Genomic DNA, 23,912 nt, shown 5'->3' with positions numbered 1-23,912 from the left:
GACCGTCACCCGCCCGGTCGCGGGTCACGGACCCCTGCGAGCACCTCACACCGCCCTGCGACGGACCGTCACTGCCACGGCCTCCCTCGCGTGTCGGGGTGCTGGGTCAGGGGCGCGTGCGGTCTGCGGTCGCGCGGACCCGCTGGGCGGCGTCGTGCAGCCGTCGTGCGAACCGTGGGTCCGCATCCGCTCGCGCGTGCAGTGCGTGCGCCACCTCGGCCACGCCGTCACCGCCGCCCAGCAGGAGCAGGTCCACCCCGGCGTCGACCGCGGCGAGCGCCGTGTCCGGGACGCTGCGGCCCATGGTGGTGGCGGGGGCGTCGAGGTCGTCGGAGACCACGAGACCGGTGAATCCGAGGTCCTCCCGCAGCAGCTGCACCACGGCCCGTGACGTGGACGCGGGCTGGGGGTCCAGCTGCGCCACCGGGGCGGGGCCGAGCATGGCGGCGGCGGCTCCGGCCGCGAGGACGGCACGGAAGGGCACGAGCTGCTCCGGGGACCACTGCCCGACGGGGACCTCGGAGGGTGCCTCCGCGGGATCGGCGGTGACGGCCGGGAATCCCCGGAACGTGTTTGGGAACCGCCAGCACGCCGCTGTCCTGGACACCGCGCACGAAGGCGGCGGCCAGCTCCCCGATCCGCTCGGGGTCCGCGTCGAACGTGCGGCCACTGAGCCACGGGTTCTGCCCGGTGAGCCGGTCCAGCACCGGGGACAGCACCGCGGTGACACCCATGCCGCGGGCGGCCCGCGCAAAGTCCCGGGCACTGTCCCGCAGCTGCGCGGGGTCGGTGTCCCCGGTCACCGGGGGCAGCTGCGGAGCGAGGTGCTGCAGCCGCCGGGTGCCCCAGGGCTCGTGATCCACGGCCACCACCAGCTCGGCGCCGGCCGTGGCGCGGGCGTGGGCGGTGAACCGCGTAACGTCCGCCACGCTCTCGGCCCGCTCCCGCTCGGGGGTCATCCGGCGGGCCACGTACTCCTGGCGGTCCTCGCCGAGCACGACGGCGCGCGTACCGGCCGCCAGGGCGGCGTCGAGCCACGCGGTGGGGCGCAGGTCGGTGATCGCCGGGAACAGGACGGCGTGCGCGTCGCGCAGGGCGGTGTCGGTCAGAGGGCTCATGCTCAGATCCTCCCAGGAAGCACGTGCGGTGGACAGGGACGGGGGCTCAGACGGACGCGTCGCACGGCGCGCGGTCCGGCTGAGTGTCCCCGGGGCGGGCGGCGTCGGACCGGTCGCCGTGAAACCCTGCGCCGGCGTCCCGGTCGAGACCGGGGTCCGTGCCGCGGGACCGCTCAGGGTCCTGGCCCGGAGCCTCCTCCGGTGCGGCCGCACGGTCACGCGGGCGCGCGGCGGGCACCGAGGCCATGGCGATCACCGCGGCCACGCCCACGGCGAGCAGCGCGTGCAGCGGGCCCACGTGGTCGCCCAGCAGCCCGAGCAGCGGCGGGCCGCCCAGGAACGCGGTATAGCCCATCGTGGAGACCACGGACAGCCGGGCCGCCGCGCGGGCCGGGTCGTCCGAGGCCGCGGACATTCCCACGGGGAAGCCGAGGCTCGCCCCGATCCCCCACACTGCGGCCCCCACGAACGCCACGGGCAGGCTGCCGAAGACCACCATGAGGCTGCCCGCGAACGCCGTGCCGAAGAGCACCAGCAGGATCGGGACCCGCCCGAAGCGGTCCAGCGCGGACGTGCCCAGGATCCGGGCCACGGTCATGGCGCTGAGGAACACGCTCACCGCGATCACCCCCGTCCCGGAGCTCACCCCGTGACCGTCCACGAACGCCACGGCCAGCCAGTCGTTGGCCGTGCCCTCGGTGAACGCCGCGGCTATCACCATCACCCCGATCGCCAGGGTGCGCGGTTCGAGCCACGCCCCGCCCGTCCCGGAGGTGCGGGACGCGTGGGACTCGCGCCGCGGCGTCGTCGTGGGGGCGGTCAGGAAGCGCGCGCTCGCGAACCACGCGGCCGCGGCGGCCAGCAGCACGACGACGCCGATGTGCGCCCCCGCGGGAACGCCCGCCGCGATCGCCGCGGCACCCGTGAGCGCACCGAGCACCGTGCCACCGCTGAACGCGGCGTGGAACCACGGCATGATGGCCCGGCCCACCCGCTGCTCGACCGTGGCGCCCTCCAGGTTCTGGGCCACGTCCCACATGCCGTTGCCCAGCCCGAAGACCGTGAGCAGCGGCAGCACCCACCGCACGTCCGGCGCGGTGGCGATCATGACCGACGCGCCCACCAGGCCGGCGGCGGCCACGGTCGCCGCGATCCGGGTGCCGCGGGTGGTGCCCGTGCGCTCGAGCACCCGCCCCGCCAGGGGCAGCCCGATCAGCGAGCCCGTGGCGATCGCGAGCAGCAGCAGGCTCAGCTCCCCCGGGCTCAGGGCGAAGTGCGCGCGGATGTCCGGGAGCCGGGACATCCACGACGCGAACGCGAACCCGTTGGCGCCGAGCACCACGAGCGTGGCGGTGCGGGCGGCGCTCGCGGCGCCGGCCTGAGATCGTGCCGAGCGTGCCATCAGCCCACCACCTCCACGCGGTGACCCTCCGGGTCCAGCACGACGGCCTCGTAGTACCCGTCGCCGGTCACGCGGGGACCGTCCACCGGTTCGGTCCCGGCATCGCGCAGCCGCTGCACGCACGCGTCCACGGCGGCCCGCGACCCCAGGTGGAACGCCACGTGGTGGTATCCCAGCGCGAACTCGTCCCGCGGCCGGTCGTGGTCCGGGCGCGTCATGACCTCCAGGCGCCCACCGTCCTCGAAGGACAGGAAGTACGTGCGCAGCCCGGTGCGCGGGTTGTGGTAGCCGGCGCCCTGGGTGGCGCCGAGGTGGGTGGTGTAGAACGCGCACACGGCGTCGAGGTCCTCGACGTGCAGCGCGGCGTGGTCCAGCACGGCCATGGGAGATCCTTCCGAGATCAGCGGAGAACTTGCCTACTGATCACGGTAGGTGGCTGAATGATCACATGCACCGATCAGTACGGGCCAAGATGATCGTCCAGTCCCTGCGCGGCTCCGGCCGGATGACCGTCGACGAGCTGAGCCGACTCACGGGCGCCTCCCCCGTGACCATCCGCCGGGATCTGGCCACGCTCGAGGCCCACGGCGCCCTGCGCCGCGTGCCCGGAGGTGCCGCCCGCGCGGTGCGGTCCGGGGAGGAGCTGCCCTATGCGCTGCGCCTGGGCGAGGACCTGGAGCGCAAGACGGCCCTGGCGCAGGCGGTGTGCGACCTGATCAGCGATCACGAAACCGTGATCATCGACAACGGCACCACGTGCCACGCCGTGGCCACCCAGCTGGTGGGCAGGCCGCTCACCGCGGTGTGCCTGTCCCTGCACAGCGCCACGGTGCTCGCGAGCGATCCCGCCGCGCGCGTCGTCGTCCCCGGCGGGGTGGTCACCACGGACACCCTCGCGCAGCTGAGCACCCAGGCCACCGACGCCGTGCGCTCTCTGAACGCGGACGTGTTCGTCATGGGCGCGTGCGCGGTCTCCCCCACGCGAGGGCTCGTGTGCGACCTGCCCGAGGACGCGGCGATCAAGGCCGCAGCCATCGAGTCCTCCGAGCGTCGGGTGCTGGTGGCCACTGCGGACAAGCTCTCCCGCCCCTCGACGTTCCGCTTCGCGGCGATCTCGGAGCTCACCCACCTGATGACCACCGAGGACGCTCCCCGATCCGCTCTGGAGCCGTTCGAGGACGCGGGCGTGGAGGTCACGGTCGTCCCGAGCGTGTGAGGCCGCCCGCGCGAGGCCGAGCCGTTGCCGGGTGGTTCAGAGCAGGTCGGCGACGTCGCAGCGCACGTTCACGGGCGCGTGCTCCCGCAGGGCCGAGGCCCGGGCCTTCTCCGCGCGCAACGCCGCGGTGATCTTGGGCCCGATCCCGAACCCGAAGAACAGCAGGGCGCGGTACGGCCGGTCCTCGCCGGATCCTGCGCCCACCCGGCCCGGGCGCACGGTCTCCGCGGAACCCGGACGCGCGAGCCCGTCGAGGATGCCATCGGACGTCTCCCCGGTGTCGTTCTCCGCGACGTCAGCGCCATTGCCGGGTGTGTTCTCGACCGGGGCGGGCCCCACCACGCGCACCCGCTCGGGCAGCTGGAGGTCCCGCAGGGTGGCCGCGAGCGCCCCGCGGGGACCCGTGAGCGCCGCGGTGCGCACCGCCGGTGGCAGGCCCAGCTCGTGGCGCTCGTGCAGCTCCCGCTCGGAGTGCCCGGCGGGGTCCCAGCGCACGAGCGCGGACACGGCGCGGTCCTGGTCCGCAGTGACCACCACCGTGCCGCCGTGCTCGGTCGAGCGCACGAGCGCGGCCGCGTTGAACCACCGGCGCAGGGTCTGCTCCTCGGCGCGCAACCACGGGCGGGCGAGCATCTGGTTGCCGTCCAGCAGCAGGGCCGCGGCGTACCCTCCCTCGGCCACCGGTTCCGCCCCGGGGGTGGCCACCACGAGCGCGGGAGCGGATCCCACGCGCGCCCGGACCGTGTGCTCGGAAGACGAAATCACGGGCACCTGCGGGAAGGCCCTCCCGAGTTCCTCGGCGGTGCGCCCGGCGCCCACGGAGCTCAGGCGCACCCTGGTGAAGCCGCACTCCGCGCAGCTCCACTCGTGCGCCTGCCGTCCGCACCACGTGCACACCGGCGCGGCGTTCGCCGAGGACAGGGAGAGCGGCCCGTCGCACGCGTGGCAGCGCGCCGGTGTGCGGCACCGTTGGCAGGCGAGGACCGGCGCGTAGCCCTTGCGGGCCACCTGAACGAGCACCGGTCCCTTCTCGAGGGCCGCGCGCGCCACCCGGAACGCCTCGTGCGGCAGGCGCGCGCGGGCCGCGAGCGGATCGCGGGCCGTGTTGTAGGAGTCCGAGGTCGCTTCAATCCGCGGGGAGCACCTGCGCAGCAGCGCCCGGCCCGGGGCCAGCCGCACGGCCCACCCCGTGCTCACGAGGCGCTGGGCCTCCGGGCTCACGGCGTAGCCGGTGAACAGCGCGGCCAGGCCCTGCTGCTGGGCCCGCAGCAGCAGGACGTCCCGGGTGTGCTGGTAGGGGGCGCGCTGCTCCACGAAGTTCACGTCCCCGTCGTCGTGGCAGCACACCAGGGCGAGGTCCTGCACGGGGGCGTAGGCCGCGGATCGCGTGCCCACGGCGAGCCGCTTGCGGCCCAGCGCGAGCTCCAGGAATCCGCGGTAGCGCGGGGTGGGGCCGTCCCCGGCGTGCAGCCGCACCACGGCGTCCTCCCCCACCAGCTCGTGCAGCGCGGTCTCGAGCCGTTCCAGGGCCTTGTGGTCCGCGACCACTCCCACCGCGCCGCGACCGGCGGCGTACGCGGTGGCCATGGCGTTCGCGGTCAGGCGCGCCCAGTCGTGGTCCTCGGCGGACGGCAGCACCTCGACGACGCCGCGCACCGGCCTCCCGGACGCCACGGCGGTTATGAACTCGGGCCCGTGCGTGTAGTGCTCCCAGACCTCGGGCGACGCGGTGACGGCGTCGTCGCCCTCCCCGTCCTGTTCCCCGGGTGACGGCTGCTCCCTGGTGTCGCGTGATGGTTCCTCCGTTGGTGCGGGCGTGGCGTCCCCCGCGGTGAACTCCTTGTCCACGCGTGCGACCCGGGGCGCGATGGCCACGCGCAGCACGTCCGCTGCGGTTCCCGCACAGCGCTGAGCCACGGCCTCCGCGAGGTCCACGATCTCCGGGGCGGCCACCGGCAGCGGTGAGAGCACCCGTCGGATGGGCAGCAGCCGTTCTTCCGGAACGTCGGTGTGCGCCACCCGCTCCACAACCCACCCGGACATCTTGCGCCCGGAGAAGATCACGGACACCTTGGCCCCCACCACGGCCTGCTCGTGCAGGGCGGCGCTCACCCGGTAGTCGAACACCCGGTCCAGGTGGGGGACGTAGGCCTCCAGCAGCACCCGGGCCACAGGGTTCTCGGCGGCCACACCCTCGGAGCCCAGGGCGGCACCCCGGGGGCTGGGCCCCGCCTCTCCCGGGCCGGCGGAACCACCCGAGCGCGCGGCGCGGGGCTCCGGCGCCGGGGGCAGGCCCGCGAGCGTGAGCTGCTCACCGGAGGTCTTCTCCGGTTCCGAGGTGGCCCCCGGTCCGGGAGTGTGCTCGCGTTCCGGGGTCTCCGTCGGCTCCGGGGTGTCCGGCCCGGGGGTCACAGCCCCGCGGCGGAACGCAGCTCCTGCACCCGGTCGGTGCGCTCCCACGTGAAGTCGGGGTCCGTGCGGCCAAAGTGCCCGTGGGCCGCGGTCTTGGCGTAGATGGGCCGCTTGAGGTCCAGGTCCTCGATGATCGCGAGCGGGCGCAGATCGAAGACCTCGGTGATCGCGTTCTCGATGCGCACGGGATCCACGGTCTCGGTGCCGAACGTCTCCACGTAGAGACCCACCGGGTGGGCCTGGCCGATCGCGTAGGCCACCTGGACCTCCGCGCGGCGTGCGAGCCCTGCGGCCACCACGTTCTTGGCCACCCAGCGCATCGCGTACGCGGCGGAGCGGTCCACCTTGGAGGGGTCCTTGCCGGAGAACGCGCCACCGCCGTGGCGGGCCATGCCGCCGTAGGTGTCCACGATGATCTTGCGCCCGGTGAGCCCCGCGTCCCCCACGGGCCCGCCGCGCACGAAGTTGCCCGCGGGGTTCACGATGATCCGCGTGCCGGAGAGGTCCAGGCCGGAGTCGCCCAGGACGGGCTCGATCACGCACGTGGTGATGTCCCGGGTGAGCTGGTCGAGGTCGTAGTTCTCCGCGTGCTGGGAGGAGACCACCACGGTGTCCACGGAGACGGGGGTGTGGCCGTCGTAGCCCAGGGTCACCTGGGTCTTGCCGTCCGGGCGCAGCTCGGGCAGCACGGCGGTCTTGCGCACGCGCGTGAGCTGCTCGGAGAGCCGGTGCGCCAGGAGGATGGGAGCGGGCATGAGCGCCTCGGTCTCGTCCGAGGCGTAGCCGAACATGATGCCCTGGTCCCCCGCGCCCTGGGCATCCCGCGGGTCCTTGGCGATCCCCGTGCGCTCCTCCAGGGAGTTGAAGACGCCGTCGTAGATCTCGTTGGACTGCTCACCCACGCTGATGGACACGCCGCAGAATTCTCCGTCGAAGCCGTGCACCGCGGAGTTGTAGCCGATGTCCAGCAGGGTCTTGCGCACAATGTGGGGGATCTCCACGTACGCGTCCGTCTTGACCTCCCCGGCCACGTGCACGAGACCGGTGGTGACCATGGTCTCCACGGCCACGGAGGACTGGGGGTCCTCGCTGAGCAGCGCGTCCAGGATGGAGTCCGAGATCTGGTCGCAGATCTTGTCCGGATGGCCCTCGGTCACGGACTCGGACGTGAAGATTCTCAGGTGCTCAGTCGATGCGCTCACGCCACCACATTACCCGGCGGCGCCGACACCCTCTTCCCGCGCGATGCGCTCCACGATGAACCGGGCGACCTCGTCCTTGCTCCCCCGCGTGGACGCCTCCTCGGCACCCCGGGCGGAGAGCACGACCACCTCGTTCTCGTCCCGGCCGAAGACCTTGTCGGTGCCCACCTCGTTGAGCACCAGCAGGTCGCAGCCCTTGCGGGCCAGCTTGGCGCGGCCGAAGTCCAGCACAGAATGCTCGGCGTCCCCGGTCTCCGCCGCGAAGCCCACCACGAGCTGGTCCAGGCCGTGCTCGTCCCGCTGCGCCACCACGGCGCGCAGGATGTCCGGGTTGCGCACCAGCCGGATCACGGGGTCCGTGCCGTCCTCGGACTTCTTCATCTTGTGCTCCCCCACGGTGTCCGGGCGAAAGTCTGCCACGGCCGCGGCCATGACCACGACGTCGCTCTCGGCCGCCGCCGTCAGCGTGGCCTCCTCGAGCTCGCGCGCCGAGGACACGCGGGTGGTGCGCATGCCGTGCGGAAGATCGGTCTCCACGTGGGCCGCAATCAGATGGACGTCCGCGCCCGCTTCGCGTGCCGCCCGGGCCAGGGCAACGCCCTGCTTGCCCGAGGAGCGGTTGCCGAGGAAGCGGACGGGGTCCAGTGCCTCACGGGTGCCACCCGCGGTGACCAGCACGCGACGTCCGGCCAGCACCCCGGGGTCGGAGCCGGCGTGGTCCGTGGTGGGGGCCCCGGCAGGCGCAGCCGTGACGGTGGACGATGCGGCGTCGGGGGTGCTCGCGGAGCCGATGGAGGCGGCATCGGAGCGCCCCGCGCTGGAGGGAGCCGTCCGAGCGGCAAGGGCCAGGGCGGCGTCGACGATGTCCTGCGGCTCGGGAAGCCGACCAGGGCCGCTGTCGGTGCCGGTGAGCCGGCCCGTGGCGGGCTCCATCACGGTGTGGCCGTGCTCGCGCAGCAGGGCCACGTTGCGCTGGGTGGCCGGGTTGAGCCACATCTCCGTGTGCATGGCCGGCGCCAGGAGCACGGGCGCGGACGTGGCGAGCACGGTGGTGCTCAGCAGGTCGTCCGCGTGGCCGTGCGCGATGCGGGCCATGAGGTCCGCGGTGGCTGGGGCGATCACCACGAGGTCCGCGGCCTGGCCCTGGGCCACGTGGTTCACGGTGTCCACGCGGTCGAAGACGGACTCCGAGACGTGCTCCCCCGTGAGGGCCTCCCACGTGGGCGCACCCACGAACTCCAGCGCCGCCCGGGTGGGCATGGGCACCACGTGGTGCCCCGCCTCGGACAGCAGCCGGGAGACGAGCGCGGCCTTGTATGCGGCAATGCCCCCGCCCACACCCAGCACCACGCGCAGGGGCGCGGGCCGGGCGGGGACGGGGGCGTGGCCGGAGTGCGGCTCAGTCACTGCTCGGTGGGCTCCGCGGAGTCCTCGGCGGTCTCCTCGACCGCAGTCTCCGCGGTCTCCGTGGAGTCCTGCGCGGGGGTCTCCTCCGAGGCCGGCAGCTGGGTGCCGTCCGAGAACATGGCGGTGGAGTCCTGCTCCTCGCCCTGGGCGAAGAAGTCACCGGTGAACATGTCCGTGGCGGTGGGCTCGTCGCTGACCATCTGGCCGTTGGGGGTGAACCCGGCGTGGGCCACGTGGTCGGCCTCGATCAGCCCCTCGTCGATCTCGCGGAACGCGATGGACAGCGGCTTCTCGTTGAGCTGGGTGTCCACCAGCGGACCCACGTACTCGAACAGGCCCTCGTGCAACTGCGAGTAGTACGCGTTGATCTGACGGGCGCGGCGGGCCCCGAAGATCACGAGTCCGTACTTGGAATCCGTCTTGTCGAGCAGCCGATCGACGGGCGGGTTGACGATGCCTTCGTTGTTCGTGCTCACGTGCTTCATGACTCCTGTGGTGGACGTAGATGTCGGTGGCGTGCGGGGCGCTCCGCGGTGGTGGGCCAGGGTGGCGAGGCGCTCAGCGCCCCTGCTCACCCGGCAGCCCCATGAGTGCCACAAGCTCTGCGGCGGCGCGCTCCACGGTGTCGTTGACGACCGTGTGATCGAACTCGGACTGCGCCGCGAGTTCCAGTTTAGCCGTTTCCAGCCGACGCTGCTGCTGCTCGGGCGTCTCGGTGCCCCGGCCGACCAGCCGGTGCACCATCTCGTCCCAGCTGGGCGGGGCCAGGAAGACGAACTGGGCCTCGGGCATGGCCTGCCGGATGCTGCGCGCACCCTGCAGGTCGATCTCGAGCAGCACGCTGCGCCCGGCCGCCAGTGCCTCCTGGACCTTGTGCCGCGGGGTGCCGTACCGGTGGAGGTTGTGCACCACGGCCCACTCGAGCAGGTCGTCCTCGTCGATCATGCGGTCGAACTCGGCGTCGCCGACGAAGAAGTAGTGCACGCCGTCCACCTCGCCCGGGCGGGGGGCCCGGGTGGTGGCCGAGACGGAGAGCCACACGTCCGGGTAGTGGTCCCGCACGTACGTGGACACGGTGCCCTTGCCCACGGCCGTGGGCCCGGCCAGAACGGTCACGGTGGGCGATGCGGGCACGAATACCTCCGGGGGTGCGGTGACGGTCGGGTCGAACTCGTCCGTCACTGTACCAACCGGGAGCCACCGCCCGCGCGGTGGTTCCTCAGCGGTCCAGGTACTCCACCAGCGCGCGGCGCTGGTGCTGGCCCAGCCCGCGCACGCGGCGGGTGGGGGCAATGCCGATCTGCTCCATGATCGCGGCGGACCGGACCCTGCCGATCCCGGGGGTGGACTCCAGCAGCTCGGTGACCTTGAGGCGGCTCACGGCCTCGTCCTCGTCGCCGCGGCGCAGCACCTCGGCCACGGAGACGGTGCCGTCCCGCAGCCCCTTCTTGATCTCGGCGCGCACGGACCGGGCCGCCGTCGCCTTCTCCCGCGCCCTGGCGCGCTCGTCATCCGTCAGTGGCCGCAGTGCCATTCCCAGCTCTCCTCGTGGTAGCCCGACGGCCCGACCGGTCGCGCGAGAGGGGGGTGGCGAACGGGGCCGTCTCCCACCGAAAGTACCCGAGGACTTTGCGGGGGGTAAATGCACGACCGTCCCCTGACGAGCTCCGGGGCTCGCGTTCCAGGGGGCGGTCGTGCCGGGGGTCAGACGCGCTGCAGGTGCTCCGCGAGCTCCTCCGCCGAGCGCGTGACGGCCTCCCCCAGGGCACGGACGTCCGGGCCGTGAGCGAGCACGTCACGGGACGAGTTGGCCAGCACCGTGCCCCTGACCTGGGAGAACACCGAGGCGACGGCGGCCGCGTCCGCTCCCTGCGCACCGTATCCCGGCGCGAGGACCGGCCCGTTCAGCTCCCGGAGGTCGATCCCGAGGCGGCCCATGGCCTCGCCCACGGTGGCTCCGATCACCACCCCGCACGAGCCCAGCCCGCCCGTTCCCGCCGACGTCACGATTTGATCACGATCGTCCGTGTGACGTGCCGGGCCCTGTCCGGATGCCTGGGCGGACGACGACGCCGCGGGGCCCCGCGCGCCCGGCGCCCGGTTCTCGTGGGCCACGGCGGAGAGGATGCCCGCGGCCACGGAGTCCTCACCGCCCACGTGCTGCACGCTGGCGCCCTCCGGGTTGGAGGTCAGGGCGAGCACGAAGGTCCCCCGGCCGGTGGCGCGCGCCAGGTCCAGCGCGGGGCGCAGCGACTCGAAGCCCAGGTACGGGCTCAGGGTCACGGCGTCCGCCGCGAGGGGCGAGTCGTCGGAGAGCCACGCCGTCGCGTAGGCCGCCATCGTGGAACCGATGTCACCGCGCTTGGCGTCCGCGATGCTGAGGACCCCCGCGGCCGTGGATTCCGCGAGCACGCGTTCGAGCACCGCGATGCCCGCCGAGCCGAGGGCCTCGAACAGCGCCACCTGCGGTTTGAGCGCCGCGGCCCGGCCGGCGGCGGCCTCCACGACCCGCAGGGAGAAGGTCTCGAGCCCCTGCGCGGTGCGCGGCAGACCCCAGGCGTCGAGCAGCCCCGGGTGGGGGTCGATGCCCACGCACAGCGGCCCCCGCTCGGCCATGGCCCGCTGCAGCCGGACCCCGAAGGGCTCGCGCCCCGAACCCGCGGCGGGCTCGCCGCGGTGCGCGGGCGGCGTCGTGGGGCGGTGGGCGCCCGTGGCGGGCACGGCGGCGTCGGGCGGGGTGGGTGCGCTGTGGCGCCCGTGGGAGGGCTCAGTCACGGGAGGCCCCCTGGGCGGCACGCTCACGCAGGGTCTGCTCGTGCTCCTGCAGGGAGGTCACGGACCACGAGTACTGCCGCTGCGCGGTGATGGCCTGCAGCGCGGCACCGAGCTCCGAGACCGTGGTCATCATGGGGACACCCACCGAGGTGGCCGCCGCGCGGATCTGGTAGCCGTCCCCGCGCGCCGCCTGGCCGCCGGAGGGGGTGTTGAAGATCAGGTCGATCTTCCCGTCCGTGATCAGGTCCGCCACTGTGGGCTCGTCGCCCTCGGCGTCCGCGATCTTGGCCACCACCGTGGACTCGATGCCGTTGCGGCGCAGCACCTGCGCGGTGCCGCCCGTGGAGACGATCTCGAAGCCCAGGTCCGCGAACATCTTGACCGGGATCACCGCGGAGCGCTTGTCCTTGTTCGCCACCGAGACGAACAGGGATCCCGAGGTGGGCAGCGGACCGCCCGCGGCGGCCTGCGCCTTGGCGAACGCGGTGTCGAAGTACTTGTCCACGCCCATGACCTCGCCCGTGGAGCGCATCTCGGGACCGAGAAGCGAGTCCACCACGGTGCCCTCCGGCGTGCGGAACCGGGCGAACGGCAGCACGACCTCCTTGACCGCCGTGGGCGTGCCCTCGGGCAGCGTGGTGCCGTCGTGGTCCGCGGGCAGCACACCCTCGGCGCGCAGCTGCGCCACCGTGCGCCCCGTGCCGATCAGCGCGGCGGCCTTGGCCATCTGCACGCCCGTGGCCTTGGAGACGAACGGCACCGTGCGCGAGGCGCGCGGGTTGGCCTCGATCACGTACAGCACGTCCGAGGCGAGCGCGAACTGCAGGTTGATCAGACCCTTCACGCCCACGCCGCGGGCAATGGCCTCGGTGGCCGCGCGGACGCGCTCGACCACGTCCGGGGCGAGCGTGATGGGCGGCAGCACGCACGCGGAGTCGCCGGAGTGGATCCCGGCCTCCTCGATGTGCTCCATGATCCCGCCCACGTAGCAGTCGCGGCCGTCGAACAGCGCGTCCACGTCGATCTCGATGGCGTCCTCGAGGAACTTGTCGATCAGCGCGGGGCGGCTGGGGCTGACCTCCGTGGCGTTCTCCAGGTAGGTCTTCAGGGAGGTCTCGTCGTAGACAATCTCCATCCCGCGGCCACCCAGCACGTACGAGGGGCGCACGAGCACGGGGTAGCCGATCTCGTGGGCGACCCGGCTGGCCTGCTCGAAGTCGTACGCCGTGCCGTTCTTGGGCTGGCGCAGACCGGCTTCCGTGAGCACGCGGGCGAACTCTCCGCGGTCCTCTGCGAGGTCGATGGCCTCGGGGCTCGTGCCGAGGATCGGCACCCCCGCGGCCTTGAGGTCCGCCGCGAGCTTGAGCGGGGTCTGCCCGCCCAGCTGCACGAACACGCCCAGCAGCCCGCCGGAACGGCGCTCGGCCTCCACGACCTCCATGACGTCCTCGAACGTCAGCGGCTCGAAGTACAGCCGCGTGGAGATGTCGTAGTCGGTGGACACGGTCTCGGGGTTGCAGTTGACCATCACGGTCTCGTACCCGGCCTCGCGCAGCACCATGGAGGCGTGCACGCACGAGTAGTCGAACTCGATGCCCTGCCCGATCCGGTTGGGACCGGAGCCCAGGATCATCACCGAGGGTTTCTCGTGCGGGGCCACCTCCGTCTCCTGGTCGTACGAGGAGTAGTGGTACGGGGTGAACGCCTCGAACTCCGCGGCGCACGTGTCCACGGTCTTGTAGACCGGGCGGATGTCCAGGGCGTGGCGCACGCCGCGCACCACGGACTCGTCCAGGTGCACGAGCTCCCCGATCTGGGCGTCCGAGAAGCCGTGGCGCTTGGCCTCGCGCAGAGTCTCCGGGTGCAGGTCAGGATCCTCGCGGATCATGTCCGCGGTCTCGTTGAGCAGCTGGATCTGGTCCAGGAACCACGGGTCGATGGACGTGGCCTCGAAGACCTGCTCCACCGTGGCGCCGGCCAGCAGCGCGCGCTGCACGTTGCGCAGCCGCTCGGTGGTGGTCTCCTCGGTCTTGGAGACCAGCCGGGCCACCGTGTTGGGGCCGGGCTCCACGGCCGGGCGCGCAAAGCTGAAGGAGGAACCCTTCTGCTCGAGCGAGCGCATGGCCTTCTGCAGGGCCTCCGTGAAGTTGCGCCCGATCGCCATGGCCTCGCCCACCGACTTCATGGTGGTGGTCAGCGTGGGGTCCGCCGCCGGGAACTTCTCGAACGCGAAGCGCGGGACCTTGACCACCACGTAGTCCAGCGTGGGCTCGAAGCTCGCCGGGGTCTTGCGGGTGATGTCGTTGGGGATCTCGTCCAGCGTGTAGCCCAGGGACAGCTTGGTGGCGATCTTGGCGATCGGGAAGCCCGTGGCCTTGGACGCGAGTGCCGAGGAGCGGGACACGCGGGGGTTCATCTCGATCACCACGATGCGCCCGGTGGACGGCTCCACGGCGAACTGGATGTTGCACCCGCCGGTGTCCACACCCACCTCGCGGATCACGGCGATCGCGATGTCGCGCATGCGCTGGTACTCGCGGTCGGTGAGGGTCAGCGCGGGGGCCACCGTCACGGAGTCACCGGTGTGCACGCCCACGGGGTCCACGTTCTCGATCGAGCACACGACCACCACGTTGTCGTTGGCGTCGCGCATCATCTCCAGCTCGTACTCCTTCCACCCCAGGATGGACTCCTCCAGGAGGACCTCCGAGGTGGGCGAGTACTGGATGCCGGCGCCCGCGATGCGGTGCAGGTCCGTCTCGTTGTACGCGAGCCCGGAACCGAGCCCTCCCATGGTGAAGGACGGGCGCACCACCATGGGGTAGCCCAGCTGCTCCGCGGCGGCGAGCGCCTCGTCCATGGAGTGCACGATCACGGAGCGCGCGGACTCGGCGCCGCAGCGCTCGACGACACCCTTGAACGCCTCGCGGTCCTCGCCCAGGTTGATGGCGTCCACGTCCGCGCCGATGAGCTCCACGCCGTACTTCTCCAGGGCGCCGTTGGCGTCCAGGGCGAGCGCGGTGTTCAGGGCGGTCTGCCCGCCCAGGGTGGGCAGGACGGCGTCGGGCCGTTCCTTGGCGATGATCTTCTCGACCGTCTCCGGGGTGATGGGCTCCACGTAGGTGGCGTCCGCGAACTCGGGGTCGGTCATGATGGTGGCCGGGTTGGAGTTCACCAGGATGACGCGCAGCCCCTCGTCCTTGAGCACGCGCAGGGCCTGGGTGCCGGAGTAGTCGAACTCGGCGGCCTGCCCGATCACGATGGGCCCGGAGCCGATCACCAGGACGCTGTTGAGGTCTTTCCTGCGGGGCATCAGTTGACTCCTGCTTCCGAGCCGGATCCCTGGGAGGCCCGGTCCATCATGTCCACAAAACGGTCGAAGAGGTACGCGGAGTCGTGGGGTCCCGCGGCGGCCTCTGGGTGGTACTGCACGGAGAACGCGGGGATGTCCTCGCAGCGCAGGCCCTCCACCACGTTGTCGTTGAGCCCCACGTGGGACACCGAGACACGCCCGTAGCGCTGCTCGGGTGCGGTCACGGTCTCCCCCACGGGCGCGTCCACCGCGAAGCCGTGGTTCTGGGAGGTGATCTCCACGGTGCCGGTGGCGAGGTCCTTGACGGGCTGGTTGATGCCCCGGTGGCCGAAGGTGAGCTTGTAGGTCCCGAAGCCCAGCGCACGGCCCAGCAGCTGGTTGCCGAAGCAGATCCCGAAGAACGGGATGCGGGCGTCCAGGACCTCGCGCAGCAGCCCGACCTGGTCGTCCGCGGTGGCCGGGTCCCCCGGGCCGTTGGAGAAGAACACGCCGTCCGGGCCCAGCTCGTGCAGCTGCTCGAAGGTCGTGGCCGCGGGCACCACGTGCACACGCACGCCGCGCTCGGCCAGCCGCTGCGGGGTCATGGACTTGATGCCCAGGTCCACGGCGGCGACCGTGTGCTTCACGGGCCCGTCCCAGCCGTGCTCCGAGGGCTCCACCGTGTAGGACTCGTCCGTGCTGACCTCCTCGGCCAGCGCCCGCCCGGCCATCGCGGGCTGCTCCGAGACCAGCCGCACGAGCTCGGGGACGGGCCGTGCGGCGTCGTCGCCGGCGAAGATCCCGGCGCGCATCGCACCCTTGTCCCGCAGGTGGCGCGTGAGGGCGCGCGTGTCCACGCCCTGGATGCCGGTGACGCCCTGGGCGGCGAGCTCCTCGTCCAGCGTGCGCTCGCTGCGCCAGTTGGAGGGGCGGCGCGCGGGGTCGCGCACCACGAAGCCGTTGACCCAGATCCGCCGGGACTCCATGTCCTCGGTGTTGATTCCGGTGTTGCCGATGTGGGGCGCGGTCTGGATGACGATCTGTCCCGCGTAGGAGGGGTCGGTGAGGGTCTCCTGGTAGCCGGTCATGCCGGTGGCGAAGACGGCCTCTCCGAAGGCGGTGCCGGGGGCGCCCCAGGCGCGGCCGTCGAAGACCGTGCCGTCCTCGAGGACCATGACGGCCGGTCGAATGCGTGGTGAGTTCATCGCGAACTCCTTTCGTTGAGCAGGTGTCGTGAAGCGTGCGGGCGGCGGGCCCGGTGCGCGCGAGTCAGGCGTTCAGCAGGGCCGACGCCGCGTCCTCGAGTTCGTGCGACCCCTCGCCCGTGCGGGCGCGGAAGCCGGTGTCCACGCGCGTGTCCCCGAGGTCCCAGGTGAACACCACGAGCCCGTCACGCTCCACGAACTTGCCCACCATCCCGGAGGTGGTGGACACGGCGCGCAGGTCGTGGCGCGGGATGAACACGTCCGGGGCGCCCTGGCGGTTGATGAACACGCCGTCCGGGGCCACCACGGCCTCGGCGTTCGTGCGCACCCCTAGCCCGTGGCGCGCAATGCGTTCGAGCGGCTGGTCGGTGTAGGTGGTGACCACGTACATCCCGTCCACCCGTGTGGTGGCCCGGCTCATCAGGTCCCGGGGTGCGGGCGTCACCTCGGCGACGTCGGACTGGCGCCGCACACGGCCCCGCCAGCCCCACCAGATCAGGGCGAAGAGCACCACCACGATGACCAGGGTGAGCAGGGTGGGGACGAGCTTGTCCGACATGGGGAGACAACCTTTCAGGGAGGACGGTGCGGATCAGCGGGCCACGGGGGTGGTCAGCTCACCGTCACGGACCACGGGGTGGCCGCGGTAGAAGGTGGCGCGCACCCCGCCCGGGAGGGTCATCCCCCGGTACGGGCTGTTGCGCGCCTTGGAGGCGTGGTGCGCCGGGTCCACGGGGGTGGCGCCGGCGGGGTCCCACAGCACGATGTTGGCCACGGAACCGGGGGCGAGATCCTGGCCCTGGTCCGTGAGGCCGAGGATCTGCGCGGGGCGGCGGGACATGATCTGCGCGACCCGCTCCCACCCGATCATCCCGGTGTCCACGAGGGCGTGCTGGACCACGGCCAGGGCGGTCTCCAGTCCCGTCATGCCGTGGGCCGCGCAGCTCCACTCGCACTCCTTGTCCTCCGTGGTGTGCGGGGCGTGGTCCGTGCCGATCACGTCGATCGTCCCCTCGGCCACCGCGCGGCGCAGGGCCTGGACGTCCTCGTCCGTGCGCAGCGGCGGGTTGACCTTGTAGACGGGGTCGAACGTGCGCACCAGCTCGTCGGTGAGCAGCAGGTGGTGCGGGGTGGCCTCGGCGGTCACGGTCACACCGCGCTCCTTGGCCCACCGCACGATCTCCACGGACCCGGCCGTGGAGAGGTGGCAGATGTGCAGCCGGGAGTCCACGTGCTGGGCCAGCAGGACGTCGCGGGCGATGACCGCCTCCTCCGCGACGGCGGGCCAGCCGGTGAGCCCGAGGTCCGCGGACACGGTGCCCTCGTTCATCTGGGCGCCCTCGGTCAGGCGGGGCTCCTGGGCGTGCTGGGCGATGATGCCGTCGAAGGCCTTGACGTACTCCAGGGCCCGGCGCATCAGGACGGGGTCGTGCACGCACTTGCCGTCGTCGGAGAACATCCGCACCCCGGCGCGGGACTCCGCCATCGCGCGGATCTCGGACAGCTGCTCGCCCTCCAGCCCCACGGTCACCGCACCCACCGGGTGCACGTCCGCCCAACCGGCGTCCCGGCCCAGCTGCCAGACCTGCTCGACCACGCCGGCGGTGTCCGCCACGGGGTTCGAGTTGGCCATCGCGAAGACCGCCGTGTACCCGCCCCGGGCCGCGGCCCGGGTGCCGGACTCCACGGTCTCGGCGTCCTCCCGGCCCGGCTCGCGCAGGTGGGTGTGCATGTCCACGAGGCCCGGCAGGGCGATGAGCCCGGAGGCGTCGAGGACCTCGGCGTCCGCGGGGACGTCCAAGGAACCGGGGGCACCCACGGCGGCGATCCGCCCGTCCACGACGAGCAGGTCCGCGGGGTCACCGCCCTCGGGGCGGGCGTTGCTGATCAGGTGGCAGCTCATGAGGACCTCAGTTCTCGCTCGGGTTCGGGGCGCTCTCGTCACCGGAGAGCAGCAGGAAGAGGACGGCCATGCGCACGGACACGCCGTTGGCCACCTGCTCCAGCACGGTGGAGCGCGGGGAGTCGGCGGCCTCGGAGGAGATCTCCAGCCCGCGGTTCATGGGCCCGGGGTGCATGAACACCGTGGGTGCCCCCACGGCCTCGAGGCGCTGCACGCGCTGGGCGGTCAGCCCCCAGCCGCGCGTGTACTCGGCCTCGCTCGGGAAGAAGGACGCGTTCATCCGCTCGCGCTGCAGCCGCAGCATCATCACGGCGTCCGGCGCCTCTTCCAGGACGGCGTCGAGGTCGTAGCTGATCTCGCACGGCCAGGTGTCCGTGGCCACGGGCACCAGGGTGGGCGGGGCCACCAGCGTGACCCGCGCGCCCAGGGTGGTCAGCAGCCACACGTTGGAGCGGGCCACGCGGGAGTGCAGGACGTCCCCCACGATCGCCACGTGCATGCCCTCCAGGTCCATGCCGGTGCTCGCCACACCCGTGGCGCGCGAGCGGACCCGGCGCAGGGTCATGGCGTCCAGCAGGGCCTGGGTGGGGTGCGCGTGCTTGCCGTCCCCCGCGTTGACCACCGCGGCGTCGATCCAGCCGGAGTCCGCGAGCTGCTGCGGCGCTCCCGAGGACGCGTGGCGGATCACCACCGCGTCCGCGCTCATGGCCATCAGCGTCTGGGCCGTGTCCTTGAGGGACTCGCCCTTGGAGACGGAGGACCCCTTGGCGGAGAAGTTGATCACGTCCGCGCTCAGCCGCTTCGCGGCGGTCTCGAACGAGATCCGGGTGCGCGTGGAGTCCTCGAAGAACAGGTTCACCACGGTGCGCCCGCGCAGAGCGGGCAGCTTCTTGACCTCGCGGGAGGACACGGCGGCCATCTGGTCCGCGGTGTCCAGGATCCGCACGGCGTCCGCGTACGACAGGTCCGTGGTGCTCAGCAGGTGCTTCACGCGCGCTCACCCGCCCGTCCCGGCACGGGCGACGACGCCGCACGCCCGGGTGCGCGGGCGACGTCGGCATCCGAGGCGACCGGTGCGTCGATGACCACGCAGTCCTCGTGGCCCGCGTCCCGGGATTCGGGATCGGTCTCGCGCAGCAGCACGCGCACCTTCTCGCGGGAGGACGTGGGGAGGTTCTTGCCCACGTGGTCCGCGCGGATGGGCAGCTCGCGGTGGCCGCGGTCCACCAGGACCGCGAGTCGCACCACCGTGGGGCGCCCGAGGTCCACGAGGGCGTCGAGGGCCGCGCGGATGGTGCGCCCCGAGCACAGGACGTCGTCCACGAGCACCACGGTGCGCCCGTCGATCCCGGCGTCCGGGATCAGCGTGGGCTGGGGGGTGCGGGCGGGATTCCTGCGGAGGTCGTCCCGGTACATGGTGATGTCCAGCTGACCGGTCGAGGTGGCGGCGTGAAAGCCGGGGTCGATCTTCTCCAGCCGCGCCGCCAGGCGCTGCGCGAGCGGGTAGCCGCGGCGGGCGATGCCCAGGAGCACGAGGTCCTCGGGGCCCCTGTTGGACTCCAGGATCTCGTGGGCGATCCGGGACAGGGCCCGGTCGATGTCGGATGTCGAGAGGATCACGCGGGAGGTGGTGGCCTCCGGTGCGCTCTCGGCGTGTTCGGGCACGCTCACGTGCCGCCTCCTTCCCCGCCTCACGGGACGGAATTTAAAGGGTGCGATCGGTCCTGAAGCTACCACACGCGAAACCCCGGCCCGTGAGAACCACGAACCGGGGCATCGTCTCAGTCGTCCAGCAGAGAGGGCTTGACCTTCTGCAGCCGCCCCAGCAGCCCGTTGACGAACCGGGGAGAGTCGTCGGTGGAGAGCTCTCGGGTGACGGCCACGGCCTCCGCGACGGCCACGCCGTCCGGGATCTCCGCGTTGTAGAGCAGCTCCCACGCGCCCACGCGCAGGGCGTTGCGGTCCACCGCGGGCATGCGCCCGAGTGCCCAGCCCTGGGAGTAGGTCTCCAGGAACTCGTCGATGTCCTCGCGGCGCTCGTCCACACCCTCGAGGATCTCCACGGTGTACGGGTTGATGGGCGAGGACGAGTTCTCGCGGCGGCGCACCAGGGCGTCCCGCACGGACTCGTTGCGCTGCTCGGCCTCGAAGAGGATCTCGACGGCGCGCACCCGCGCCTTGCTCCGTGCGCCGCTCACTCGTTGACGCGTCCCAGGTAGTCACCGGTGCGGGTGTCCACCTTGACCTTGGTGCCCTGCTCGAGGAACAGCGGGACCTGGATCTGGTAGCCGGTCTCCACGGTGGCGGGCTTGGTGCCGCCCGTGGAGCGGTCGCCCTGCAGACCGGGCTCGGTGTAGGTGATCTCCAGCACCACCGACGGCGGCATCTCGATGTACAGCGGCGCGCCCTCGTGGATGGCCACGGTCACGTTCTGGTTCTCGAGCATGAAGTTGGCGGCGTCCCCGACCACCACGCCGGGCACGGTGATCTGGTCGTAGGTGGAGTTGTCCATGAAGACGTAGTCGTCGCCGTCCTGGTACAGGTACTGGTACTCGCTGCGGTCCACCGTGGCGGTCTCGATCTTGGCACCGGCATTGAACGTCTTGTCCACCACCTTGCCGCTGGTCACGTTGCGCAGCTTGGTGCGCACGAACGCGCCACCCTTGCCGGGCTTGACGTGCTGGAACTCGATGGTCTGCCAGAGGTTGCCGTCGAGCTTGAGGATGGTGCCGTTCTTGATGTCGTTGCTGGTTGCCACGGTGTCACTTTCTCGTCGGGTACGTCGCCGCACTGGGTCCGGCTCGTGGAGCCGGACCAGTCTACCGCGTGCGGCCGGATCCCCCGGTGCGGGGGCGAGGGCCGTGCAGGGCCCCTGGCGTCAGTCGGCGATCTCCTGGTAGCACGCGAACAGGATGGCGGGGTCCGGGACCTCCATGGTCCGGGGGGCGCCGATCCGGTCCAGGACCACGAAGCGCAGCAGGTTGCCCCGGGTCTTCTTGTCCCGCTTCATGACCTCCAGCAGCCGGGGCCACTGGTCGGCGCGGTACGAGACCGGCAGGCCCAGGGAGGTGAGGATCTCGCGGTGCAGGGCCACGGCGTCGTCGGACAGGCTGCCCGCGGCCCGGCCGAGCTCCGCCGCGAAGACCATGCCCACGGACACGGCCGCGCCGTGGCGCCACTGGTAGCGCTCGTTGTGCTCGATCGCGTGGCCCAGGGTGTGGCCGTAGTTCAGGTACTCGCGCCGCCCGGCCTCGCGCAGGTCCGTGGAGACCACCTCCGCCTTGACGCGCACGCTGCGCTCCACGAGCTCGCGCACCACGGCGGAGGAGCTGTCGCGGACCTCGGCGGGGTGCTCCTGGATCAGGGTGAGGATCCGCGGGTCCGCGATGAACCCGCACTTGACCACCTCGGCCATGCCCGTGAGCAGCTCGTTCTCGGGCAGGGTGGCCAGGGAGTCGAGGTCGCACACCACCGCGGCCGGCGGGTGGAAGGAACCCACCAGGTTCTTGCCCTCGGCGGTGTTGATCCCGGTCTTGCCGCCCACCGCCGCGTCCACCATGCCCAGCAGCGTGGTGGGCAGGTGCACCACCCGCACACCCCGCAGCCACGTGGCGGCCACGAAGCCCGCGAGGTCGGAGACGGCACCGCCGCCCACGGAGACCACGGCGTCGGTGCGCGTGAAGTCGGACTGGCCCATGATCTGCCAGCAGAAGGCCGCGACCTCCACGCGCTTGCCCTCCTCCGCGTCCGGGATCTCGGCCACGAAGCTCTGGATCCCCGCGGCACGCAGATCCTCCTGCACCACGTCGCCGGTGGCGCGCAGCGCGCGGGGGTGGATGATGAGCACCTTCTTGACGCGCTCCCCCAGCAGCTCGGGGACGCGGCCCAGCAGACCGTGGCCCACCAGGACGTCGTACTGGTTCTCGGGGGTGTCCCCTCGGACGGGGATCACGGTCTCGTTCATGCGGTGTGGTCCTTTCCTGGCTCGGAGCGCGCGGCGGCGCCCAGGGCGGTGTGCAGGTCGTGGGCGATCTGGGACGCCGAGCGCGGCGCGCGGGCGTCCAGGGTGATCGTGGCGAGCCGCTCGAACGTCTCACGGCGCTCGGCCATGATCTGGCTCCAGCGGGTCTCGGGGTCCGGCTGCAGCAGCGGGCGTGACGCGCCACCCCGCATGCGGGGGCGCACCGTGGCCAGGTCCACGTCCAGGTACGCGACCGTCCGGCCCTCGAGCAGCGGCTGCACGAGCGGGGACATGGGTGCACCCCCGCCCAGGGAGATCACGCCCTCGGCGTAGCGGGGGTCGTCCAGCAGCTCCGCCACGACCTCCGCCTCGAGGCGGCGGAACTCCGCCTCGCCCCGCTCTCGGAACAGCCTCGCAATGGCACCGTGGCGCGCCTCGACGACCTGGTCCGAGTCCGCGTGCGCCATGCTGTAGCGCCCTGCCAGGCACCGCGCCACCCGGGACTTCCCCGCCGCCATGGGCCCGATCAGCACCACGGGCAGGGGCGCCCGCGTCACGAGAGGTCCCCGCGCACCTCGTCCAGGGCGGCCAGTGCGGCGGGGTCCGCGAGCTCGGGCGAGGTCCGCAGCGCCTCCGGGATGGCCTCGAGGTAGGCGTCCCGGTTGCGCACCATCTCGGCGGCGGAGTCCCCGCCGAACTTCTCGAGGGCGGCCTCCGCGAGGACGAGCGCGACCATGGCCTCCGCCACGACTCCCGCGGCGGGCACGGCGCAGACGTCCGAGCGCTGGTGGTGGGCCCGGGCGGGTTCGCCCGTGGCCACGTCCACGGTGTGCAGCGAGCGGGGCACCGTGGCGATCGGCTTCATGGCGGCCCGCACCCGCAGCAGGTCGCCCGTGGACATCCCGCCCTCGATGCCGCCGGCGCGGTTGCTCACGCGGTGCACCGCGCCGTCGGCCCGGAGGGTTTCGTCGTGCGCCTGCGAACCCGGGCGCTCGGCCGTCCGGAAGCCGTCCCCGACCTCCACGCCCTTGATGGCCTGGATGCCCATGAGCGCCCCGGCCAGCCGCGAGTCGAGCCGCCGGTCCCAGTGGACGTAGGAGCCGAGCCCCGGGGGCATGCCCTCGGCCAGCACCTCGACGACGCCGCCCAGGGTCTCCCCGGCCTTGTGGGCGGAATCCACCGCGGCGACCATCCGCTCGCTCGTCCCGGCGTCGAAGCAGCGCAGTGGATCCGCATCCAGCGCGGCGACGTCCCCGGGGCCGGGCAGCGGCGCACCGTCCGGCACGCGCACGTCCGCAATGGCCGTGGTGTGGGAGACCAGCCGGATGCCCAGCGCGGCGAGCACCTGCGAGGCCACCACGCCGAGCGCCACCCGGGTGGCGGTCTCACGGGCCGAGGCGCGCTCCAGCACCGGGCGGGCCTCGTCGAAGCCGTACTTCTGCATGCCCGTAAGATCCGCGTGCCCCGGGCGCGGCCGGGTGAGCGGCGCGTTGCGGGCGCGGCCCTCCAGGACCTGCGGGTCCACGGGATCCGAGCTCATCACGTCCTGCCACTTGGGCCACTCCGTGTTGGCGATCTCGATGGCCACCGGGCCGCCCTGGGTGACGCCGTGGCGCACACCGCCCAGAATGCGCACGCGGTCCTGCTCGAACTTCATGCGCGCCCCGCGGCCGTAGCCCAGACGGCGGCGGGCCAGCGCGTCCTGGACCATTCCGGTGGTCAGTTCCACACCGGCGGGCACGCCCTCGACGATCCCCACGAGCGCCTCGCCGTGGGACTCCCCGGCCGTGAGCCAACGCAACATCCAAGTCTCCAGTCCTCGAGGGGGATCCGGCGGATCCCCCGGTGGTCTTCAATCCGGCGGTCGAAAGATCGGAGGAGAACCCGTGGAACCCTCCGGGACGTCCCGAGCACTGCGCGTCCGACACCTGCCGCGCACCGGCGCTGCCCAACTCTGCGTTCTGCGGCTCAGGTGGAGCCGCTCGTCCGGGCTCCGGCGCTGGCCAGCTCTCCGGCTCG

22 protein-coding genes and 1 pseudogene are annotated in these 23,912 nt (G+C 72.5%); 1 reads left to right on the top strand and 22 read right to left on the bottom strand.

Annotation, left to right across the window (positions count from 1 at the left end; genetic code table 11):
• Positions 1-106: 106 nt before the first annotated feature.
• The 4 genes and pseudogenes from P8S73_RS01085 to P8S73_RS01070 form a co-directional block, all read right to left on the bottom strand.
• Positions 107-484 (bottom strand): glycoside hydrolase family 3 N-terminal domain-containing protein, encoded by a 378-nt coding sequence (locus tag P8S73_RS01085; protein ID WP_161936988.1) that lies wholly within the window; start codon positions 482-484, stop codon positions 107-109.
• A gap of 136 nt (positions 485-620) precedes the next feature.
• Positions 621-959 (bottom strand): annotated as a pseudogene (locus P8S73_RS01080) (hypothetical protein); the annotation flags it as partial.
• 205 nt (positions 960-1,164) lie between these two features.
• Entirely contained in the window at positions 1,165-2,520 is a 1,356-nt protein-coding gene (locus P8S73_RS01075) for a sugar MFS transporter (protein WP_082698397.1), read from the bottom strand.
• Complete coding sequence (locus P8S73_RS01070) at positions 2,520-2,903, bottom strand: VOC family protein (RefSeq protein WP_059281769.1); 384 nt, start codon at positions 2,901-2,903, stop codon at positions 2,520-2,522. Before P8S73_RS01070 ends, P8S73_RS01075 begins: the two co-directional genes overlap by 1 nt.
• A gap of 65 nt (positions 2,904-2,968) precedes the next feature.
• On the opposite strand from P8S73_RS01070, the gene P8S73_RS01065 reads away from it, so the two are divergent.
• The gene (locus tag P8S73_RS01065; protein WP_047978457.1) at positions 2,969-3,736 is read left to right on the top strand and encodes a DeoR/GlpR family DNA-binding transcription regulator; all 768 of its coding nucleotides are present in this window, start codon (positions 2,969-2,971) and stop codon (positions 3,734-3,736) included.
• A gap of 36 nt (positions 3,737-3,772) precedes the next feature.
• Here P8S73_RS01065 and P8S73_RS01060 read toward each other — a convergent pair whose 3' ends face one another.
• The 18 genes from P8S73_RS01060 to aroC all read right to left on the bottom strand — a co-directional run bounded on the left by P8S73_RS01060 (position 3,773) and on the right by aroC (position 23,697).
• Complete coding sequence (locus tag P8S73_RS01060; RefSeq protein ID WP_396350435.1) at positions 3,773-6,148, bottom strand: primosomal protein N'; 2,376 nt, start codon at positions 6,146-6,148, stop codon at positions 3,773-3,775.
• Positions 6,145-7,350 carry a methionine adenosyltransferase gene (gene metK, locus P8S73_RS01055; RefSeq protein ID WP_019309269.1) on the bottom strand — a complete coding sequence of 402 codons (1,206 nt, stop codon included), beginning with the start codon at positions 7,348-7,350 and terminating at the stop codon, positions 6,145-6,147. Before metK ends, P8S73_RS01060 begins: the two co-directional genes overlap by 4 nt.
• Before the next feature lie 9 nt (positions 7,351-7,359).
• Entirely contained in the window at positions 7,360-8,757 is a 1,398-nt protein-coding gene (locus tag P8S73_RS01050) for a phosphopantothenate--cysteine ligase family flavoprotein (protein WP_224764869.1), read from the bottom strand.
• Positions 8,754-9,242, bottom strand: coding sequence for a DNA-directed RNA polymerase subunit omega (rpoZ, locus tag P8S73_RS01045; RefSeq protein WP_121240680.1), 489 nt, complete (start codon positions 9,240-9,242; stop codon positions 8,754-8,756). Before rpoZ ends, P8S73_RS01050 begins: the two co-directional genes overlap by 4 nt.
• 73 nt (positions 9,243-9,315) lie before the next feature.
• Positions 9,316-9,939, bottom strand: coding sequence for a guanylate kinase (gene gmk / locus P8S73_RS01040; RefSeq protein WP_059281771.1), 624 nt, complete (start codon positions 9,937-9,939; stop codon positions 9,316-9,318).
• A gap of 37 nt (positions 9,940-9,976) precedes the next feature.
• On the bottom strand, positions 9,977-10,291 hold the full coding sequence (gene mihF / locus P8S73_RS01035) for an integration host factor, actinobacterial type (protein ID WP_039101143.1): 315 nt from the start codon (positions 10,289-10,291) through the stop codon (positions 9,977-9,979).
• Between the two features lie 170 nt (positions 10,292-10,461).
• Complete coding sequence (gene pyrF, locus P8S73_RS01030; RefSeq protein ID WP_059281775.1) at positions 10,462-11,373, bottom strand: orotidine-5'-phosphate decarboxylase; 912 nt, start codon at positions 11,371-11,373, stop codon at positions 10,462-10,464.
• A gap of 151 nt (positions 11,374-11,524) precedes the next feature.
• Entirely contained in the window at positions 11,525-14,845 is a 3,321-nt protein-coding gene (gene carB, locus P8S73_RS01025; RefSeq protein WP_059281861.1) for a carbamoyl-phosphate synthase large subunit, read from the bottom strand.
• Positions 14,845-16,029 carry a glutamine-hydrolyzing carbamoyl-phosphate synthase small subunit gene (gene carA, locus P8S73_RS01020; protein ID WP_019309276.1) on the bottom strand — a complete coding sequence of 395 codons (1,185 nt, stop codon included), beginning with the start codon at positions 16,027-16,029 and terminating at the stop codon, positions 14,845-14,847. The genes carB and carA overlap by 1 nt, the downstream gene beginning before the upstream one ends.
• A 64-nt stretch (positions 16,030-16,093) precedes the next feature.
• A complete protein-coding gene (locus tag P8S73_RS01015) occupies positions 16,094-16,588 on the bottom strand; it encodes a hypothetical protein (protein ID WP_019309277.1) in 495 nt (164 codons plus the stop codon).
• A gap of 33 nt (positions 16,589-16,621) precedes the next feature.
• Positions 16,622-17,932 (bottom strand): dihydroorotase, encoded by a 1,311-nt coding sequence (locus tag P8S73_RS01010; RefSeq protein ID WP_019309278.1) that lies wholly within the window; start codon positions 17,930-17,932, stop codon positions 16,622-16,624.
• 7 nt (positions 17,933-17,939) lie between these two features.
• Complete coding sequence (locus tag P8S73_RS01005; protein ID WP_019309279.1) at positions 17,940-18,923, bottom strand: aspartate carbamoyltransferase catalytic subunit; 984 nt, start codon at positions 18,921-18,923, stop codon at positions 17,940-17,942.
• Positions 18,920-19,603 carry a bifunctional pyr operon transcriptional regulator/uracil phosphoribosyltransferase PyrR gene (pyrR, locus tag P8S73_RS01000; RefSeq protein WP_019309280.1) on the bottom strand — a complete coding sequence of 228 codons (684 nt, stop codon included), beginning with the start codon at positions 19,601-19,603 and terminating at the stop codon, positions 18,920-18,922. Before pyrR ends, P8S73_RS01005 begins: the two co-directional genes overlap by 4 nt.
• A 110-nt stretch (positions 19,604-19,713) precedes the next feature.
• Entirely contained in the window at positions 19,714-20,130 is a 417-nt protein-coding gene (nusB, locus tag P8S73_RS00995; protein WP_019309281.1) for a transcription antitermination factor NusB, read from the bottom strand.
• Positions 20,127-20,690, bottom strand: a complete 564-nt coding sequence (gene efp, locus P8S73_RS00990; RefSeq protein WP_012398407.1) for an elongation factor P — start codon at positions 20,688-20,690, stop codon at positions 20,127-20,129. The genes nusB and efp overlap by 4 nt, the downstream gene beginning before the upstream one ends.
• A gap of 120 nt (positions 20,691-20,810) precedes the next feature.
• Entirely contained in the window at positions 20,811-21,896 is a 1,086-nt protein-coding gene (gene aroB, locus P8S73_RS00985) for a 3-dehydroquinate synthase (RefSeq protein WP_019309282.1), read from the bottom strand.
• Positions 21,893-22,450: a shikimate kinase gene (locus tag P8S73_RS00980; protein ID WP_039101139.1), complete on the bottom strand. Its 558-nt coding sequence runs from the start codon at positions 22,448-22,450 to the stop codon at positions 21,893-21,895. Before P8S73_RS00980 ends, aroB begins: the two co-directional genes overlap by 4 nt.
• A complete protein-coding gene (gene aroC, locus P8S73_RS00975) occupies positions 22,447-23,697 on the bottom strand; it encodes a chorismate synthase (protein ID WP_019309284.1) in 1,251 nt (416 codons plus the stop codon). The genes P8S73_RS00980 and aroC overlap by 4 nt, the downstream gene beginning before the upstream one ends.
• Positions 23,698-23,912 lie beyond the last annotated feature (215 nt).

Source organism: Kocuria sp. ChxB (assembly GCF_044359605.1).
Classification (GTDB): Bacteria; Actinomycetota; Actinomycetes; order Actinomycetales; family Micrococcaceae; genus Kocuria; species Kocuria rhizophila.
This window is presented reverse-complemented; position numbering and strand designations above follow the sequence as displayed.

Excerpts from the sequence above, each read along its gene's own strand:
- P8S73_RS01070 (WP_059281769.1), bottom strand. The coding sequence starts at position 2,903 with ATGGCCGTGCTGGACCACGCCGCGCTGCACGTCGAGGACCTCGACGCC.
- mihF (WP_039101143.1), bottom strand. The coding sequence starts at position 10,291 with ATGGCACTGCGGCCACTGACGGATGACGAGCGCGCCAGGGCGCGGGAG.
- P8S73_RS01065 (WP_047978457.1), top strand. The coding sequence starts at position 2,969 with ATGCACCGATCAGTACGGGCCAAGATGATCGTCCAGTCCCTGCGCGGC.
- aroB (WP_019309282.1), bottom strand. The coding sequence starts at position 21,896 with ATGAACGAGACCGTGATCCCCGTCCGAGGGGACACCCCCGAGAACCAG.
- aroC (WP_019309284.1), bottom strand. The coding sequence starts at position 23,697 with ATGTTGCGTTGGCTCACGGCCGGGGAGTCCCACGGCGAGGCGCTCGTG.
- P8S73_RS01015 (WP_019309277.1), bottom strand. The coding sequence starts at position 16,588 with ATGTCGGACAAGCTCGTCCCCACCCTGCTCACCCTGGTCATCGTGGTG.
- carA (WP_019309276.1), bottom strand. The coding sequence starts at position 16,029 with ATGAACTCACCACGCATTCGACCGGCCGTCATGGTCCTCGAGGACGGC.
- P8S73_RS01075 (WP_082698397.1), bottom strand. The coding sequence starts at position 2,520 with ATGGCACGCTCGGCACGATCTCAGGCCGGCGCCGCGAGCGCCGCCCGC.
- carB (WP_059281861.1), bottom strand. The coding sequence starts at position 14,845 with ATGCCCCGCAGGAAAGACCTCAACAGCGTCCTGGTGATCGGCTCCGGG.
- rpoZ (WP_121240680.1), bottom strand. The coding sequence starts at position 9,242 with ATGAAGCACGTGAGCACGAACAACGAAGGCATCGTCAACCCGCCCGTC.
- pyrF (WP_059281775.1), bottom strand. The coding sequence starts at position 11,373 with ATGGCCGAGCGGGGGCCGCTGTGCGTGGGCATCGACCCCCACCCGGGG.
- P8S73_RS01010 (WP_019309278.1), bottom strand. The coding sequence starts at position 17,932 with ATGAGCTGCCACCTGATCAGCAACGCCCGCCCCGAGGGCGGTGACCCC.